Origin of the sequence: Clostridium kluyveri, from assembly GCF_001902295.1 — a bacterium.
GTDB lineage: Bacteria > Bacillota > Clostridia > Clostridiales > Clostridiaceae > Clostridium_B > Clostridium_B kluyveri_B.
The window spans coordinates 1346628-1364664 of record NZ_CP018335.1 but is presented as its reverse complement, the minus strand read 5'-3'; the positions used below and the strand labels follow the sequence as shown (position 1 = coordinate 1364664).

The 18037-nt window shown below is 33.4% G+C and carries 13 protein-coding genes and 1 other annotated feature; of the genes, 2 read left to right on the top strand and 11 right to left on the bottom strand.

Features of this window, described 5'->3' with window-relative positions; all coding sequences use genetic code 11:
- Window positions 1-149: 149 nt before the first annotated feature.
- From ilvB to pduA, 10 genes are all read right to left on the bottom strand, one after another.
- Window positions 150-1811, bottom strand: a complete 1662-nt coding sequence (ilvB, locus tag BS101_RS06755; RefSeq protein ID WP_073538128.1) for a biosynthetic-type acetolactate synthase large subunit — start codon at window positions 1809-1811, stop codon at window positions 150-152.
- Between the two features lie 55 nt (window positions 1812-1866).
- Window positions 1867-2868 carry a ketol-acid reductoisomerase gene (ilvC, locus tag BS101_RS06750; protein WP_073538127.1) on the bottom strand — a complete coding sequence of 334 codons (1002 nt, stop codon included), beginning with the start codon at window positions 2866-2868 and terminating at the stop codon, window positions 1867-1869.
- Between the two features lie 108 nt (window positions 2869-2976).
- Window positions 2977-3177 (bottom strand) — a binding site (T-box leader).
- 196 nt (window positions 3178-3373) lie between these two features.
- Window positions 3374-4762, bottom strand: a complete 1389-nt coding sequence (locus tag BS101_RS06745; RefSeq protein ID WP_073538126.1) for an amino acid permease — start codon at window positions 4760-4762, stop codon at window positions 3374-3376.
- A gap of 533 nt (window positions 4763-5295) precedes the next feature.
- A complete protein-coding gene (locus BS101_RS06740; protein ID WP_073538125.1) occupies window positions 5296-6510 on the bottom strand; it encodes a 1-propanol dehydrogenase PduQ in 1215 nt (404 codons plus the stop codon).
- Window positions 6511-6616: 106 nt separating this feature from the next.
- Window positions 6617-7924 (bottom strand): 1-propanol dehydrogenase PduQ, encoded by a 1308-nt coding sequence (locus tag BS101_RS06735; RefSeq protein ID WP_073538124.1) that lies wholly within the window; start codon window positions 7922-7924, stop codon window positions 6617-6619.
- A gap of 111 nt (window positions 7925-8035) precedes the next feature.
- The gene (locus BS101_RS06730) at window positions 8036-9511 is read right to left on the bottom strand and encodes an acetaldehyde dehydrogenase (acetylating) (RefSeq protein WP_073538122.1); all 1476 of its coding nucleotides are present in this window, start codon (window positions 9509-9511) and stop codon (window positions 8036-8038) included.
- Between the two features lie 470 nt (window positions 9512-9981).
- Complete coding sequence (locus tag BS101_RS06725; RefSeq protein ID WP_073538123.1) at window positions 9982-11196, bottom strand: 1-propanol dehydrogenase PduQ; 1215 nt, start codon at window positions 11194-11196, stop codon at window positions 9982-9984.
- Window positions 11197-11305: 109 nt separating this feature from the next.
- Window positions 11306-12781: an acetaldehyde dehydrogenase (acetylating) gene (locus BS101_RS06720; RefSeq protein WP_073538122.1), complete on the bottom strand. Its 1476-nt coding sequence runs from the start codon at window positions 12779-12781 to the stop codon at window positions 11306-11308.
- Between the two features lie 494 nt (window positions 12782-13275).
- On the bottom strand, window positions 13276-14175 hold the full coding sequence (gene pduB / locus BS101_RS06715; RefSeq protein WP_073538121.1) for a propanediol utilization microcompartment protein PduB: 900 nt from the start codon (window positions 14173-14175) through the stop codon (window positions 13276-13278).
- A gap of 27 nt (window positions 14176-14202) precedes the next feature.
- Window positions 14203-14481, bottom strand: coding sequence for a propanediol utilization microcompartment protein PduA (gene pduA, locus BS101_RS06710; RefSeq protein ID WP_012101449.1), 279 nt, complete (start codon window positions 14479-14481; stop codon window positions 14203-14205).
- A gap of 255 nt (window positions 14482-14736) precedes the next feature.
- On the opposite strand from pduA, the gene BS101_RS06705 reads away from it, so the two are divergent.
- Together BS101_RS06705 and BS101_RS06700 are read left to right on the top strand one after the other, a co-directional pair.
- Window positions 14737-15951, top strand: coding sequence for a sensor histidine kinase (locus tag BS101_RS06705; RefSeq protein ID WP_073538120.1), 1215 nt, complete (start codon window positions 14737-14739; stop codon window positions 15949-15951).
- A gap of 70 nt (window positions 15952-16021) precedes the next feature.
- Window positions 16022-16777, top strand: coding sequence for a response regulator transcription factor (locus BS101_RS06700; protein ID WP_073538119.1), 756 nt, complete (start codon window positions 16022-16024; stop codon window positions 16775-16777).
- Between the two features lie 68 nt (window positions 16778-16845).
- Here the strand turns inward: BS101_RS06700 and BS101_RS06695 are convergent, their stop codons facing one another.
- The gene (locus BS101_RS06695; RefSeq protein WP_073538118.1) at window positions 16846-18015 is read right to left on the bottom strand and encodes an iron-containing alcohol dehydrogenase; all 1170 of its coding nucleotides are present in this window, start codon (window positions 18013-18015) and stop codon (window positions 16846-16848) included.
- Window positions 18016-18037 lie beyond the last annotated feature (22 nt).

The window sequence follows — 18037 nt, the reverse complement described above, 5'->3', positions numbered from 1 at the left end:
TAATTAATTATAACCAATTCTTTAAAACATTCCAATTGAAAATACAAAAGAGTAGTCTAAAAATAAAGAGAAAATCAACATAGTATTATACTACATAGATTTTCTCAGAAATATTTTCTTAATTTAATATAGTTTAGTCTTGCTTCTTTCTATTCTATAAATTCCGATATGGCCGCACCCGGTGGAACCATAGGATGTACCTTTATCTTAGTATCAATAACACATTCTATAATAACAGGTTCATTTAAACTCAAAGCTTCTTTCAAACATTCCTCTACTTCACTGTTGGATTCTATTTTAAATGTCTTTATTCCATAAGCTCCACCCAGTTTCATGAAGTCTACCTCAGAGCCAAATTCTGTCTGTGAGAACCTTCTATCATAAAACATGTCCTGCCACTGGTGAACCATACCAAGAGCATGGTTATTGAAAAGCAATTGAACTATTGGCAATCTATACCTGGATATAGTAACCAACTCAGTGGAATTCATTTTAAAACTTCCATCTCCAGCCACATTTATTACCTTCTTATTGGAATTGCCCATAAATGCTCCTATAGAAGCTCCAAGTCCGTATCCCATGGTTCCAAGTCCACCAGATGATATAAAAGTTCTAGGTTTTAGGTATTTAAAGTATTGTGCAGCCCACATCTGATGCTGTCCTACTTCTGTGGTCACTATACAATCTCCCTTAGTAATATTATAAAGTGTTTCCATTATAAACTTAGGACTTAATTCACATCTATCTTTAAAAGGATCTCTTTCACTTTGTTTCCACTGCTTTATTTGATTCATCCATGTTGCATGATTTAATTTATTTAACTTTTTGTTAAGTCTTTGGAGTACATCTTTAATGTCTCCCGTTACAGGCATATCCACATCCACAATTTTTCCAAATTCCTTCGGGTCTATATCTATGTGAATAATCTTTGCCTTTGGTGCAAAAGATGATACCTTACTTGTAACCCTGTCACTAAAACGAGCTCCTACAGCTATAAGTAAATCACAATTACTTACAGCACGATTGGAACACGGGGTACCGTGCATACCCACCATACCCATATAGTACTCATTATCTCCTGGAAAAGCTCCTATTCCCATAAGAGAACAGGTAATAGGTGAATCTATTTTTTGGATAAACTCCATAAGCTCTTCTTGTGCTCCAGCTATTATTGTTCCTCCCCCAGAATATACTACAGGTCTCTCACTACTGGTTACCATATCTGCCACTTTATCTAAATCATTTTCATAGGATTTTTGTTGTAAATTGACTTCTAAAGATAACTTCTCCTGTACTTCATAATCAATTTCTGCTGTCTGCATATCTTTAGGTATATCTACCACTACAGGTCCTGGTCTTCCACTAGCTGCCACCTTAAAAGCTTCTCTTACTATACTTGGTAAATCCTCTGGTTTATCTACAATATAATTTTTCTTAGTTATGGAATCTGTGATGCTTCTAGTATTTACTTCTTGAAAAGAATTCTTTCCCAAGAGATTTAAAGGTACCTGCCCTGTAAACACCACTATAGGAATGGAATCCGCATAAGCTGTGGCAATTCCCGTTATTGTGTTAGTCGTTCCCGGTCCTGAAGTTACAATGGCAACTCCAACTTTTCCCGTTGATCTTGCATATCCATCTGCTGCATGAGTAGCCCCTTGCTCATGGGCAGTCAATATATGCTTTATTTCTTTTGTACTATATAATGCATCATAAATAGGTATTACAGTTCCTCCCGGATAACCAAATATTGTATCCACACCTTGTTCTATCATACATTTTAATAGTACTTCGGCTCCTTTCATCTTCATAATAATATCCCCCTTTAATTTATATATCCCTTCATATACTTTTGCTAATCTACAATTATTTGCTGTTTATCCAGGACATCATAGCCCTAAGTTTTTTTCCAACTATTTCAATAGGATGGTTCTGTTCTTTTTTCCTCTTTGCAATAAATGAAGGTCTTCCTGTCTGATTTTCCAGTATCCAGTTCTTTGCAAAAGTACCATCTTGAATTTCTCCAAGTACCTTTTTCATCTCTTTTCTTGTATCCTCTGTTATTATTCTCTTGCCTATACTGTAATCTCCATATTCAGCAGTATCACTTATGGAATATCTCATATAGCTTAATCCGCCTTCATTCATCAAATCCACAATCAATTTCATCTCATGCATACACTCAAAGTATGCATTTTCAGGTGCATATCCTGCTTCAACCAAAGTTTCAAATCCTGCTTTTATAAGCTCTGATATCCCTCCGCAAAGTACTACCTGTTCTCCAAACAAATCTGTCTCTGTTTCATCTTTAAAGGTAGTTTCAAGAACTCCTCCTCTTGTGCCTCCTATTCCTTTTGCATATGCCAGTGCATAATCCTTGGCTTTTCCACTGTAATCCTGGTATACTGCATAAAGGCATGGTACTCCTTTTCCTTCGGTATATTCTCTTCTTACAATGTGTCCTGGTCCTTTAGGTGCAACCATAATTACATCCACATTTTCAGGAGGGGTTATCTGATTGAAGTGTATATTAAATCCATGGGCAAACATAAGCACTTTTCCCTCTGTCAAGTTATCTTTAACACTGTCAATATATAGGCCCTTTTGCTTTTCATCTGGTATAAGTGTCATAACCATATCTGCTTTTTTTACAGCATCTGCAGCTTCCATTACTTCAAAACCATTCTCCTCTGCCTTTTTCCAGGACTTACTCCCTTTATACAGACCGATTACCACGTTAATTCCACTGTCTTTTAAATTCTGTGCATGGGCATGACCCTGACTTCCATAGCCTAAAACTGCCACTGTTTTATCCCTCAATAAATCCAGATTCCCATCTTCATCATAATAAATTTTTAAGTTTTCCATCAGTATTTCCTCCTACATTGTTATTTATCTTATATTCAACGTTTTTCGTTAAACTTATTTACCCTCTTAATCTAAAAATATGCATATAAAAAGACCAAACTTTCTGCCCTATGGGGCGAGAAGTTTGGTCCGCGGTACCACCCAATTTTTTTACTTAATCTAATTAACGGCTCTGCCGGCAAAACTTACTATAAGTTCAGTTTAACAACTCCAGGGTGATTTTCAATAGTATCCAATTTATGGGCTTTCACCTATCCCCACTCTCTTTAAAATATTTTACCATTTACTCTTCCCTATCACAGTCTTTATATTTAAATACACCAATTATGGAAATTTCCATTTATTTAAAATCAATTAATATTTAGTATATGTGACGATAATAATACCTTATGTTTCAAATGTCAATACTTTTTTGAATTTTACAATTAAAAAATTTTTATAGGGCCATTTTTTATTATTATATTAAATAATCTGCCGTTTAGATATTAAATTGATTTTATCTTTATTATTCTTCATTAATAGCACTATTTTTATATCCGTATACAAAATAAAGTACTAAACCTATAACAAGCCATACTGCAAATCTAATCAGAGTTACACCTTGAAGGTTTATTATTAAAAAGATACAAGCTGCCATGGAAAGAATAGGAGTATAAGGAGAAAATGGAACTTTAAAAGATCTCGGCCTGTCCGGTTCTTTCTTCCTTAAAACTATAACTGAGGCAGATACTATAACAAAAGCTGCCAATGTACCTATATTAGTAAGCTCTGAAACCACTGCAATTGGAGTAAATCCAGCTATAACCATAGTTACAATTCCAACTAGTAATGTGCTTCTTAAAGGTGTATGGAATTTTGAATCAACATGACCAAATACTTTTGGAAGAAGTCCATCTCTCGACATTGCAAAGAGTACACGAGTTTGTCCAAACATCATAACAAGTAAAACTGAAGTCAAACCACAAATTGCACCTACTGCTACTAAAGCAGATCCCCAGGTTATTCCCACTTGCTGAAGTGCAAAAGCTACAGGAGCTGCTGTTTCTTTAAAGTTCAGATATGGAACCATACCTGTTAAAATTGCTGATACTACAATATATAATACCGTACAAATAATTAGAGATGCTATAATGCCTCTTGGTAAATCCTTTTGAGGATTTTTAACTTCTTCTGCCGCTGTAGAAACTGCATCAAATCCTATATAAGCAAAGAATATTATAGATGCCCCCGAGAAAACACCTTTCCAGCCATAAGGCATAAATGGATGCCAATTTGCAGGATTTACGTGTCCTACGCCTAATATTATAAATAGAATTATTACTGCCAGTTTAATTCCAACTATTACATTATTAGCTGTGGCGCTTTGTTTTACACCAATTATAAGTATAGCTGTTATGACTAAAAGTATTAACACTGCAGGTAAATTTACTACTCCACCCTCAAAAGGTGCTTTTGTAATAGCCTTCGGAAGCTGTATACCTAAATCTGTAAGAATATTAGTAAAATAACCGCTCCATCCAATTGCCACTGTACCAACGGCAAATGCATATTCAAGGATTAAATCCCATCCTATAATCCATGCCCAAAATTCTCCTAATGCAGCATAACCATAGGTATATGCACTTCCTGCTACAGGAACCATAGCTGCAATTTCTGCATAACATAGTGCTGCAAAACCACAAGCAAGTCCTGCTAGTATAAATGAAATTACAAGTGCCGGTCCGGAATAATTAGCTGCTGCAAGTCCAGTTAATACAAATATACCCGTACCTATAATTGCACCTATACCTAACATAGTAAGTTCAAAAGAACCTAATACTTTTTGTAAGGACTCCTTCCCACTGGCCTCTTCTAAAAGGCTTTCAATGGGTTTTGTCCTAAAAATGTTTTTCATACGTCACTGCCTCCTTAAAAAATAAATATAAAGTAATATTACTTTTACATAATGAATACCCTAATTATAATACCACCATTTTTCATACAATTCAATATGATTTAAAGAACTTTTATCATCTTTTTTAATATTTTTGCCATGATAACAATTCAATAATTTAATTCATTAAATTGTTATGAAATTAATTAATTGAAATTATTTACTGAAGTTTTAATGTAAAACACTTATTTAAACGTATAGAATTTATAAAATTTATAAAATAATATCTCCATATATGCTTATACTAGAAAGATGGATATGAAATCACCCCTTATCAGACTATTCAGTATATTAAAATATATGTAATATTTTATATCTTATAATATATTTATAATATGCTTCATTCTTTTTACTGTCTTCTTACTTTACTTTTATCACAAATGATAAAACATGAATTAAAAAAATTATTCTTCATCCAATCACTAAATGCCGTGATAAATTTGAAAGCAAATCTATCACGGCATCATATTTAAATGTATTTAATAATTTATATTCTAGCCACCAAAAGCTTCTTTAAATACTGCAACTAAATCTTCTTTAGTAGGAACTCTTGGATTGTTAGGTGTACATCTGTCTTGAAGAGCAATTCCTCCCATAGAATCTACCTTAGCTAAGAAATCTTCTCTGCTTATTCCAGTTTCGCTTATGTTCATAGGAGTATTAGTCTCTTTCTTAAGTACATTTATTGCAGCTATAAGACTTGTTACTCCTTCTTTTACAGTTGAAGCAGGTAATCCTAAGAATTCTGCTATTTCTCTGTATCTCTTTGCTGCTCTTGTTTCTACTCCACTTTCTAAGTTTGCATTATATTTTATAACATAAGGCATAACTATTGCGTTTGCTCTACCATGTGGCACATGGAAAGTTGCTCCTAGTATGTGTGCCAAACTGTGGTTGATTCCAAGTCCTGCATTTGTAAATGCCATACCTGCCATACAGGATGCATTGTGCAATTTTTCTCTTGCTTCCATATCTCCGCCATTTGCATATGCCTTCAATAAATACTGGAATACTGTCTTTATAGCTTTTTCTGCAAATGCATCAGTGAAGTCCGAAGCAATAGTTGAAACATAAGCTTCCACTCCATGAGTTATAACGTCTATTGCAGTATCTGCTGTTATTCTGCTTGGTACTGTCTTAACAAAGTCTGCATCTAATATTGCTACATCTGGTATTAATGCCTGGTCAATTAAAGCTACTTTTTTCACTCCTGTTGTGATTATTGAGAAAGATGTAACTTCTGAACCTGTACCACTTGTAGTTGGTACTGCTATAAACAATGGTTTTGTATATCCTGATGCATCACCTTTGTTCTTTAATATCTTTAAGCAAAATGCCATTATAGCCTTTGTTGCATCTATGGATGAACCTCCACCTAATGCTATTAATGCATCTGGTTTAAGTGCCATCATACGGCCTACTCCGTTTGCAACTATGTCAACTGGTGGATCTGGTACTATTTCTGCAAATATTTCATATTCTACATTTATTCTCTTGAATATATCTGTTATCTTATTTACAGCTCCTGATTTAACCATAAATGGGTCTGTTACTATAAGAGCTTTTTTCCCAGCCAAGTTATTTAAGTAATCTATGGAACCTTGATCACAACATATGATAAGCCCCTCATTTTGTTCCTTTAAATTATTAAGATATTCTACTGAACCTTCATCAAAACATACAGTAGGTTTGATGCTAAATGTACTCATAAAAACCCTTCTTTCCTAACTATTTAATTGTATTTTTATTTATCTTTCCATTCAACCGTGCCGTACCAGTACTTCTTTATCTATAACATTAATATATTCTTATATATTAAAGATTTAATTTAGACATTATAGCCTTTATTATAGCCTGTACATCTTCATTATCTTCTGGTTCTGCTGGTGCACTTGATGAACTTGCTTCTATTCCACCAAAAGCTTCTTTAAATACTGCAACTAAGTCTTCTTTAGTAGGAACTCTTGGATTGTTAGGTGTACATCTGTCTTGAAGAGCAATTCCTCCCATAGAATCTACCTTAGCTAGGAAATCTTCTCTGCTTATTCCAGTTTCACTTATGTTCATAGGAGTATTAGTCTCTTTCTTAAGTTTATTTATTGCATCTATAAGACTTGTTACTCCTTCTTTTACAGTTGAAGCAGGTAATCCTAAGAATTCTGCTATTTCTCTGTATCTCTTTGCTGCTCTTGTTTCTACTCCACTTTCTAAGTTTGCATTATATTTTATAACATAAGGCATAACTATTGCGTTTGCTCTACCATGTGGTACATGGAAAGTTGCTCCTAGTATGTGTGCCAAACTGTGGTTGATTCCAAGTCCTGCATTTGTAAATGCCATACCTGCCATACAGGATGCATTGTGCAATTTTTCTCTTGCTTCCATGTCTCCGCCATTTGCATATGCCTTTGGCAAATACTGGAACACTGCCTTTATAGCTTTTTCTGCAAATGCATCAGTGAAGTCTGAAGCAATAGTTGAAACATAAGCTTCTACTCCGTGAGTTATAACGTCTATTGCAGTATCTGCTGTTATTCTGCTTGGTACTGTCTTAACAAAGTCTGCATCTAATATTGCTACATCTGGTATTAATGCCTGGTCAATTAAAGCTACTTTTTTCACTCCTGTTGTGATTATTGAGAAAGATGTAACTTCTGAACCTGTACCACTTGTAGTTGGTACTGCTATAAACAATGGTTTTGTATATCCTGATGCATCGCCTTTGTTCTTTAATATCTTTAAGCAAAATGCCATTATAGCTTTTGTTGCATCAATTGAAGAACCTCCACCTAATGCTATTAATGCATCTGGTCTAAGTGCCATCATTCTGCCTACTCCGTTTGCAACTATGTCAACTGGTGGATCTGGTACTATTTCTGCAAATATTTCATATTCCACATTAATTCTCTTGAATATATCTGTTATCTTATTTACAGCTCCTGATTTAACCATAAATGGGTCTGTTACTATAAGAGCTCTTTTTCCAGCCAAGTTATTTAAGTAATCTATGGAACCTGAATCACAGCATATGATAAGCCCCTCATTTTGTTCCTTTAAATTATTAAGATATTCTACTGAACCTTCTTCAAAGCATACAGTAGGCTTAATGCTAAATGTACTCATTAAAAACCCCTCTTTCATAACTATTCAGTTATATTTTATTTATTTTTCTATTCAGCCGTGTCGTACTAGTACTTTTTCAATCTATAACCCCATAATAAATATTCTTATATATTAAAGATTTAATTTAGCCATTATAGCTTTTACTATAGCCTGTACATCTTCATTGTCTTCTGGTTCTGCTGGTGCACTTGATGAACCTGCTGCTACTCCAAAAGCTTCTCTTACTTCTTCTACTGTCATAGTTCCATAAGCTACCTTTCTTATATTGAATAAGTTTTCTGGTCCTACGTTGTCTGAAGTTGCACTTCCACCTACTGCTCCACAGCCTAATGTAAGTGATGGTACAAGATTTGTAGTTCCACCTATTCCTCCAAGTGATCCTGGTGAATTTACAAGTATTCTTGATACTGGTTTCTTCAATGCGAATTCTCTTATGATTTCTTCATTCTGTGAGTGAATTATTAATGTATGTCCACTTCCTTGGTTATGAAGAAGTGCTAAGGATTTTTCGCATGCTTCATGCCAGTCTTCTACTGTAAAGAATGCAAGTACTGGAGCTAATTTTTCTTTTGCATAAGGGTTCTTTGGACTTACATCTGTCTGCTCTGAAAGTAATATTACTGCATCGCTTGGTATGCTTATTCCTGCTAATTTTGCTAATGCCTGAACATCTTTTCCTACTATTGCTGGGTTTGGTGTTCCATTAGCTCTTAATAAAATCTTGCCTATCTTTTCTGATTCTTCTGCATTTAAGAAATATCCCTTTTGTCTCTTGAATTCTTCAATTATCTCTGCTTTTTTTACTGTTTCTGCTATTATTGATTGTTCTGAAGCACATATTACTCCATTATCAAAAGTATCACTGCCTATTACTTTTCTTACTGCTGTTGGAATATCTGCTGTTCTTTCGATAAAACATGGGCCGTTTCCAGGTCCAACGCCTATTGCTGGTGTTCCTGAACTGTAAGCTGCTCTTACCATTCCTTCTCCACCTGTTGCAAGGATAAGTGCCGTATCCTTATTCTTCATTAATTCAGCAGTACCTTCTACTGTTAATATTGACATACATTGGATTAATCCATCTGGTGCTCCTGCTTCTACTGCAGCTTTCTGCATTATCTTTACAGTTTCTGTAATACTTCTTACTGCTGTTGGATGTGGTGAGAATACTATTGCATTTCCTGCCTTTAATGCTATTAATACCTTGAATATTGCTGTTGAAGTTGGGTTAGTTGAAGGTATAAGTCCTGCAATAACTCCAAGTGGAACAGCTATATCTATTAATTTCTTTTCTTTGTCTTCTTTTAATATTCCAACCGTTTTCAAATCTTTAATATAGTTATAAACTACTATACTTGAAAACTTATTTTTTATTACTTTATCTTCCCATTTTCCATATCCTGTATCTTCATATGCCAATTTTGCAAGTTTTACAGCTTCAACTTCTGTAGCTTTAGCTATTTTTTCTATTACCTTGTTTACAGCTTCCTGAGAAAAATTCTTAAATTCTGCTTGAGCTTTCTTTGCTTTTGCTATAAGAGTTCTTACTTCCTGTATTGACTGTAAGTCCTTATCCATTATCTCCATTTTTATTCTCCCTTTCGAATAATATTTAGTGTAAAATAACAACTGAAAATTTAATGTATATAAATTTAGCCATCTTTTGACTATGTCATTCCCATAAAATTACACACTAAACCTTACCCACATAAAACATCCTTTTAAAAATCCGATAACCATAGTTATCTATAAAAGGATGTTTCATTATACAATAATCATTTCATAATGTATGTATAATAAACATAAGGTTTAGTGATAGAACCAGGAGGATGGCTAATATACCACATAATTATCTTCAACAAATTTAAAACTTTATATTTTTAAGTGTATTTATATTATTCTTTTGTCAAACATTTTCCAATGATGTAGCCAGATAATTAATAACTCATATTCAAATACTCAAAACTTTTATGCCTTGTAGATTTCTCCGCTCTATATAGCCATATAAGCCTCTCCTGTTCTATACACTTCATACCCATCATTTACCAAATTATATTTTAGTCACCAAAAGCTTCTTTAAATACTGCAATTAAATCTTCTTTAGTAGGAACTCGTGGATTGTTAGGTGTACACCTGTCTGCAAGTGCAATTTCTCCCATAAAGTCCACTTTACTCATGAATTCTTCTCTGCTTACTCCAGCTTCACTTATGTTCATAGGAGTATTAGTTTCTTTCTTAAGTACATTTATTGCACATATAAGACTTGTTACTCCTTCTTTTACAGTTGAAGCAGGTAATCCTAAGAATTCTGCTATTTCTCTGTATCTCTTTGCTGCTCTTGTTTCTACTCCACTTTCTAAGTTTGCATTATATTTTATAACATAAGGCATAACTATTGCGTTTGCTCTACCATGTGGCACATGGAAAGTTGCTCCTAGTATGTGTGCCAAACTGTGGTTGATTCCAAGTCCTGCATTTGTAAATGCCATACCTGCCATACAGGATGCATTGTGCAATTTTTCTCTTGCTTCTAGGTCTCCGCCATTTGCATATGCCTTTAATAAATACTGGAATACTGTTTTTATAGCTTTTTCTGCAAATGCATCAGTGAAGTCTGAAGCAATAGTTGAAACATAAGCTTCTACTCCGTGAGTTATAACGTCTATTGCAGTATCTGCTGTTATTCTGCTTGGTACTGTCTTAACAAAGTCTGCATCCAATATTGCTACATCTGGTATTAATGCCTGGTCAATTAAAGCTACTTTTTTCTTTCCTGTTGTGATTATTGAGAAAGCTGTAACTTCTGAACCTGTACCACTTGTAGTTGGTATTGCTATAAACAATGGTTTTGTATATCCTGATGCATCACCTTTGTTCTTCAATATCTTTAAACAAAATGCCATTATACTCTTTGTTGCATCTATGGATGAACCTCCACCTAATGCAATTAATGCATCTGGTTTGAAAGCTATCATACGGCCTACTCCGTCTGCAACTATACTAACTGGTGGATCTGGTACTATTTCTGCAAATATTTCATAGTCTACATTTATTCTCTTGAATATATCTGTTATCTTATTTACAGCTCCTGATTTAACCATAAATGGGTCTGTTACTATAAGAGCTCTTTTTCCAGCCAAGTTATTTAAGTAATCTATGGAACCTTCATCACAACATATGATAAGCCCCTCATTTTGTTCCTTTAAATTATTAAGGTATTCTACTGAACCTTCATCAAAGAATACAGTAGGCTTAATGCTAAATGTACTCATAAAAACCCCTCTTTCCTAACTATTCAGTTATATTTTATTTATTTTTCTATTCAGCCGTGCCGTGCCAGTACTTTCTTATCTATAACCCCATAATAAATATTCTTATATATTAAAGATTTAATTTAGCCATTATAGCTTTTACTATAGCCTGTACATCTTCATTGTCTTCTGGTTCTGCTGGTGCACTTGATGAACCTGCTGCTACTCCAAAAGCTTCTCTTACTTCTTCTACTGTCATAGTTCCATAAGCTACTTTTCTTATATTGAATAAGTTTTCTGGTCCTACGTTGTCTGAAGTTGCACTTCCACCTACTGCTCCACAGCCTAATGTAAGTGATGGTACAAGATTTGTAGTTCCACCTATTCCTCCAAGTGATCCTGGTGAATTTACAAGTATTCTTGATACTGGTTTCTTCAATGCGAATTCTCTTATGATTTCTTCATTCTGTGAGTGAATTATTAATGTATGTCCACTTCCTTGGTTATGAAGAAGTGCTAAGGATTTTTCGCATGCTTCATGCCAGTCTTCTACTGTAAAGAATGCAAGTACTGGAGCTAATTTTTCTTTTGCATAAGGGTTCTTTGGACTTACATCTGTCTGCTCTGAAAGTAATATTACTGCATCGCTTGGTATGCTTATTCCTGCTAATTTTGCTAATGCTTGAACATCTTTTCCTACTATTGCTGGGTTTGGTGTTCCATTAGCTCTTAATAAAATCTTGCCTATCTTTTCTGATTCTTCTGCATTTAAGAAATATCCCTTTTGTCTCTTGAATTCTTCAATTATCTCTGCTTTCTTTACTGTCTCTGCTATTATTGATTGTTCTGAAGCACATATTACTCCATTATCAAAAGTATCACTGCCTATTACTTTTCTTACTGCTGTTGGAATATCTGCTGTTCTTTCGATAAAACATGGGCCGTTTCCAGGTCCAACGCCTATTGCTGGTGTTCCTGAACTGTAAGCTGCTCTTACCATTCCTTCTCCACCTGTTGCAAGGATAAGTGCTGTATCCTTATTCTTCATTAATTCAGCAGTACCTTCTACTGTTAATATTGACATACATTGGATTAATCCATCTGGTGCTCCTGCTTCTACTGCAGCTTTCTGCATTATCTTTACAGTTTCTGTAATACTTCTTACTGCTGTTGGATGTGGTGAGAATACTATTGCATTTCCTGCCTTTAATGCTATTAATACCTTGAATATTGCTGTTGAAGTTGGGTTAGTTGAAGGTATAAGTCCTGCAATAACTCCAAGTGGAACAGCTATATCTATTAATTTCTTTTCTTTGTCTTCTTTTAATATTCCAACCGTTTTCAAATCTTTAATATAGTTATAAACTACTATACTTGAAAACTTATTCTTTATTACTTTATCTTCCCATTTTCCATATCCTGTATCTTCATATGCCAATTTTGCAAGTTTTACAGCTTCAACTTCTGTAGCTTTAGCTATTTTTTCTATTACCTTGTTTACAGCTTCCTGAGAAAAATTCTTAAATTCTGCTTGAGCTTTCTTTGCTTTTGCTATAAGAGTTCTTACTTCCTGTATTGACTGTAAGTCCTTATCCATTATCTCCATTTTCATTCTCCCTTTCGAATATCTATTTTAAATTTAGTTCGTATTAAAAATATTCTGGTGTAATCCTTTATATGGACTTCACTGTTAAATACAATATAATTAATATTAAATCAATTGTGTTCAAGTTGCAACTGTATTTTTCTGTTTGATTTTAATAATTTAGTCAAATTATTATTTTAAAAAATCTGGGGAGTTTTTCAAAATTAACAAAATATTTTTTCTAGGTCGTTAACTTCAATTCCTTCAGAATCATCTATTTCTTCAGCTATAGTTACTTTTACCTTATCTACTGTCTTCTCCTGTTTTATATCTCTTTATTTGCAACTTTTACAGGGCCAATTGTTGATTCCACATCTTTAACCAATGCTGAAACACATAATTAATTTCAAGCACTTTTAACAAACCCTCTTTAAAAAAGAACACACAAAACACCTTTTACACGCACTGGTAATTCACTATGCCAAAGATATTTCATCTACAAATTTATGTGGCTTTTAAAAAGTAGGTTTAGACATAGAAACAGGATCTTGTCCCATTGATCTTAAAATGGACAATCCAGCTTTTCTAGCAGCAGTTAAAGATTGCAAGACAGCACCTGAATCCCCACTTATAGTGATGAGAATTTCATTTGTATATGACAGTACGCCATTAGTAGGACTGCCATAAGTAATTAGTTCTACATCAGCTGTTTTTAATGCTGTATCTGCCACTATCATTCCAACCCCTGCTGGAGCTGCATGCATAATACCAAAGGCCTGCCCTGATGGAGCTCCAAAAGCCTTTTCAAATATTAAACTTGCCCTTGCAGTGTATTGAACTTCCAGATGACCAGCATCACACAGATAAACATTTCCCATATATTTATCTGTGTTTTTAAGTGCAACTTCTACTGCCCTTCTAGCATCAGATACATCTGCCGCTTTCAAAACAATAAATATACCATGTCCTGCTCCGCCTTTTGTATCTCTTGGCAGTTCAATAGTTGCCACTTCTGTATTTGTAGCTTTAACTGCATCATCTGCAGCCATCATTTGAGCAGGTGCCCCTACTCTGGCACTTATTATACCTATTGAACGGCATGTATTATCTAAGCCTAGATGCTTATGCAACAGGCTGTCTACATTAGCTATAACCAGGCCTACTGTATCCCCTGAAGCTGTTCCTACAAACTCTGTCATTGATGGAACTTTTTTTACATCATCTGCTGTTTGTTTACTTTCTTCTGGCACTTTTGTATCAGGTTTAGCTTCTTTTATAACTTCTTCTTTTTTTGAATCTGCCAACTTTTCAGTAGTTGATTCTACAACCTTATTTAACTTTTCCTGGTCAAAATTTTTCAAATCTAAACTCTTTCTAACTTCACCTAAAACCTTTTCGATTAACTCATTATTCATACATAACTCCCCTCATTAAAGCCTTAATTAGCCAATGTTAGGCAATATTTTTTCTACATCTGTGTGAGGTCTTGGAATAACGTGTACTGATATAACTTCTCCTACTCTTTTAGCTGAAGCAGCTCCTGCATCTGTTGCAGCCTTTACTGCTCCTACGTCTCCTCTTACCATAACGGTTACAAGTCCTGAACCTATTTTCTCATATCCGATAAGTGCAACATTTGCTGCCTTTACCATTGAGTCAGCAGCTTCAATAGCTCCCACTAGTCCTTTTGTTTCGATCATTCCTAATGCTTCCTGTCCCATAAAATAGTACCTCCATAATTTTTATTTTTTTATTAGTTAGTTTTATTTTTTATTTTGTCTAAATTTTATTACTAAATCCATAAAAAATTTTTGACAAATTCGACTGACTTTTGTATTATATATATATATAATTATTGTATTTTTTTGATATAAAAAAGTAAATATCAAACCAAATAATTAATTTGTGACAAATTAATTATACCAAAATTTTGGAATATATACAACACTAAAAATGTAGGAGGGAAAAAGCATAAGATGAGTTCATTACAAAGCATTGATTTAAAAGATATTATTGATGTAGAAAATATACAGGAAATACAGAATAGATTGACAAAGTTAGTCAAATTTCCTACAATTATAGTAGATACTAATGGTATTCCTGTCTGTAAAGAAACCAATTTTACTCCTTTTTGTTCCCTTATGGGTTCTTTTCCAGAAGGGAATAAAAATTGCAAATTGTGTCATTCTCAAGCTGGGTTTTTAGCTATGAAAGATAAAAATCCTAAAGTATATACATGCCATACTGGTCTTATGGATTCAGCAACCCCTATTATTGTAGATGATTATTATTTAGGTGCAGTTTTAGGTGGACAAGTGTTAATAAAGGATCAGCAGACAAAAGATTCCATTAATTTAAAAAAACTATCCAAAGATTATAAAATACCTATAAAAAAACTAGAAGAAGTAACTAACTCTATTCAGCTAGTTGAAAGCGATTACCTTCATAACTGTGTGGAGTTTTATAATTTTCTTGCAAATTATATAGCAGAAATTGGAATGCATAAAATAACTCAGAAAAAGCTGTTAAAAGAAAGTGAAGAAAAAATAAAATTGGAGCAGCAAGCTAAAAAGATGAAATTACAAACTATACAAGCCCAAACTAACCCTCACTTTTTATTTAATACTTTAAATACCATAGCTAGAATAGCTTTAATAGAAAATGCTCCTAAAACAGAAGATTTGATATATACTCTTTCTGATATTTTAAGATATAGTCTGCGAAATTCCGAAGAATTTCCTAAATTAAAAACTGAAATGGAATATATAGAAAGATATTTATATATTCAGGCTTTAAGATACAGTGATAGAATTAAATACCATATTGAGGTAGATGAAAAAATTCTTGAGTGTAGAATTCCCTCTATGACTATCCAACCTATAGTAGAAAATGCATTGATACATGGTTTAGAAGAGAAGTTAGAGGGGGGTGAAGTTTCTATTAAAGGCAGTTTAACACCTTCAAAAGATATTATAATTGAAGTATTTGATAATGGCAAGGGAATTAATTCCAGCATACTGAATTTACTTAATAATTCAGATAATATACCAGAACAATTTGGAATAGGTATAAGGAATACTAATGATAGACTATGTAATTACTTTGGAAATAACTATGGTCTAAAAATAAAAAGTAAACCTAACTGGGGTACAAAAGTGGACATACATCTTCCTAGAATTATGGCACCTTAGATAATTGCAGAATATAGTAAATTTCAAATATTCGCACCATACTTTAAGTAGTTAAGGAGGAAAATTAACTATGTATAAACTTCTTATAGCAGATGATGAACCTTTAGAGAGAAAAGCTTTAAGAATAATCTTACAGAGAGATTTTTATAATATTGATATAAAGAAAGATTGCAAAAATGGACATGAGGTGGTACTTAATGCAAAAATCTACAAGCCGGATATAATTCTCATGGATATAAAGATGCCGGAGAAAAATGGTCTGGAAGCCCAGAAGGAAATAATACAATTTCTACCCAACGTAAAAACCATTATTTTAACAGCTTATGAAAAATTTGATTATGCCCAGGAAGCTATAAAATACGGTGTGGTTAACTATATGATAAAACCTGTAAGAACCAATGACTTAAAAATTGCTCTAAACAAAGTTATACAATCTATAGAGACTACAGAAAAACATGACAACTTAAAAATGACTGATATAAATTCCAAAAATATATATGAAGATACTATAAAAATTATTTTAAAATATATAGATAGTAATTTTAACCGCAAGATAAATCTTAATTCAGTAGCTAATTATGTTCATTTGAACCCTCAATATTTAAGCAGATATTTCAAGCAAAAAATGGGTATTACATTTACCCAATATATTACAAAATTGAGACTTGAAAAAGCAAAAAAGTTATTGATAAATACAGATAAATCCATAACACAAATAGCTTTAGAGGTAGGCTATGTAGATGCTGCTTATTTTAGCAAAGTATTCTTTAAAAATGAACATCTGTCACCTTATAAATTCAAGGTAAGTAGTTATAGTAAAGTATAATCAACTATGAAGCACAAAAACTAAGAAATTTATATTTAGTTTTTGTGCTTTTATATTTTTACTATATACTATTTGGCTAAATTTAGTATATTTACAACATCCTCTTTATTTAACTTTACAAACTGTCCAACTGTTTGTGTTCCATTATTTGTACACTTATCTGCCATTTCTTCGATTTTACTCTCATCTATATTTCCTTCTTTTAATGTTACAGGCAATCCAATTTTCTGGAAGAATTCTCTTGTTCTCTTTATACCTTCCAATGCTATATCTTCATAAGAAGTGTAAGCTAACTCTACATTCCATACCCTTACAGCAAACTGAACAAATTTGTTAATATCATGTGTATACACATATTTCATCCATGCTGGAAATACAATGGCAAGACCTGCTCCATGGGCAATATCATTCTGTCCACTTAATTCATGTTCAATTTCATGAGAAGCCCAATCCCCTATTCTACCAGTACTTAATAGGTCATTATGAGCTATGGTACCAGTCCACATGATTTCTGCTCTGGCATCATAATTTTCAGGGTCTTTAAGTACTATTTCAACATTATTTATAATAGTTTTCATTGCAGCTTCACAAAGTCTATCTGTAAGATCTACATTTTTTATATTAGTAAAATATCTCTCCATTATATGTGCCATAATATCAGCAGCACCACAAGCAGTTTGGTAGGCAGGTAATGTAAATGTAAGTTCTGGATTCATAATTGAGAAGGTCGGTCTAATATATCCTGTAGCAATACCCTTTTTAAACCATCCTTCTTCATTCATAATAACAGAATTATTACTGGATTCTGTCCCTGTAGCAGGAAGTGTTATTATTACTCCTATATGAAGAGCTTCTTTAACCTTTGCTTTTCCTATAAAAAAATCCCATACGTCTCCCTCATAAGGTACTCCTACTGCAATGGCTTTCGCCGTATCTGCTGCACTTCCTCCCCCTACAGATAACACAAATTTTATATTATTTTCCCTGCACAATTTTATTCCTTCTCTAACTGGCTCTAATCTTGGGTTAGGTTTAATGCCTGAAAGTTCTATAAACTCTACTTCATTTTCTTTTAATGAGTCAACTACTTTGTCATAAAGTCCAGATTTTTTTATACTTCCTCCTCCATAACAGAATAGTATTTTATCCGCATATTTTTTTACCTTACTACCTATAAATCTTTCAGAGTTCTTACCGAAAATTATTTCTGTAGCATTTTTAAAAACAAAATTTTTCATAAGTAACACCTCTTGCTTATAA

What these genes read in the sequence shown, in the direction of transcription:
- BS101_RS06705 (WP_073538120.1), top strand. Translation starts at nt 14,737, where the DNA reads ATGAGTTCATTACAAAGCATTGATTTAAAAGATATTATTGATGTAGAA.
- pduA (WP_012101449.1), bottom strand. Translation starts at nt 14,481, where the DNA reads ATGGGACAGGAAGCATTAGGAATGATCGAAACAAAAGGACTAGTGGGA.
- BS101_RS06720 (WP_073538122.1), bottom strand. Translation starts at nt 12,781, where the DNA reads ATGGAGATAATGGATAAGGACTTACAGTCAATACAGGAAGTAAGAACT.
- BS101_RS06735 (WP_073538124.1), bottom strand. Translation starts at nt 7,924, where the DNA reads ATGAGTACATTTAGCATTAAGCCTACTGTATGCTTTGAAGAAGGTTCA.
- BS101_RS06695 (WP_073538118.1), bottom strand. Translation starts at nt 18,015, where the DNA reads ATGAAAAATTTTGTTTTTAAAAATGCTACAGAAATAATTTTCGGTAAG.
- BS101_RS06730 (WP_073538122.1), bottom strand. Translation starts at nt 9,511, where the DNA reads ATGGAGATAATGGATAAGGACTTACAGTCAATACAGGAAGTAAGAACT.
- pduB (WP_073538121.1), bottom strand. Translation starts at nt 14,175, where the DNA reads ATGAATAATGAGTTAATCGAAAAGGTTTTAGGTGAAGTTAGAAAGAGT.
- BS101_RS06725 (WP_073538123.1), bottom strand. Translation starts at nt 11,196, where the DNA reads ATGAGTACATTTAGCATTAAGCCTACTGTATTCTTTGATGAAGGTTCA.
- BS101_RS06745 (WP_073538126.1), bottom strand. Translation starts at nt 4,762, where the DNA reads ATGAAAAACATTTTTAGGACAAAACCCATTGAAAGCCTTTTAGAAGAG.
- BS101_RS06700 (WP_073538119.1), top strand. Translation starts at nt 16,022, where the DNA reads ATGTATAAACTTCTTATAGCAGATGATGAACCTTTAGAGAGAAAAGCT.
- BS101_RS06740 (WP_073538125.1), bottom strand. Translation starts at nt 6,510, where the DNA reads ATGAGTACATTTAGCATCAAACCTACTGTATGTTTTGATGAAGGTTCA.
- ilvC (WP_073538127.1), bottom strand. Translation starts at nt 2,868, where the DNA reads ATGGAAAACTTAAAAATTTATTATGATGAAGATGGGAATCTGGATTTA.
- ilvB (WP_073538128.1), bottom strand. Translation starts at nt 1,811, where the DNA reads ATGAAGATGAAAGGAGCCGAAGTACTATTAAAATGTATGATAGAACAA.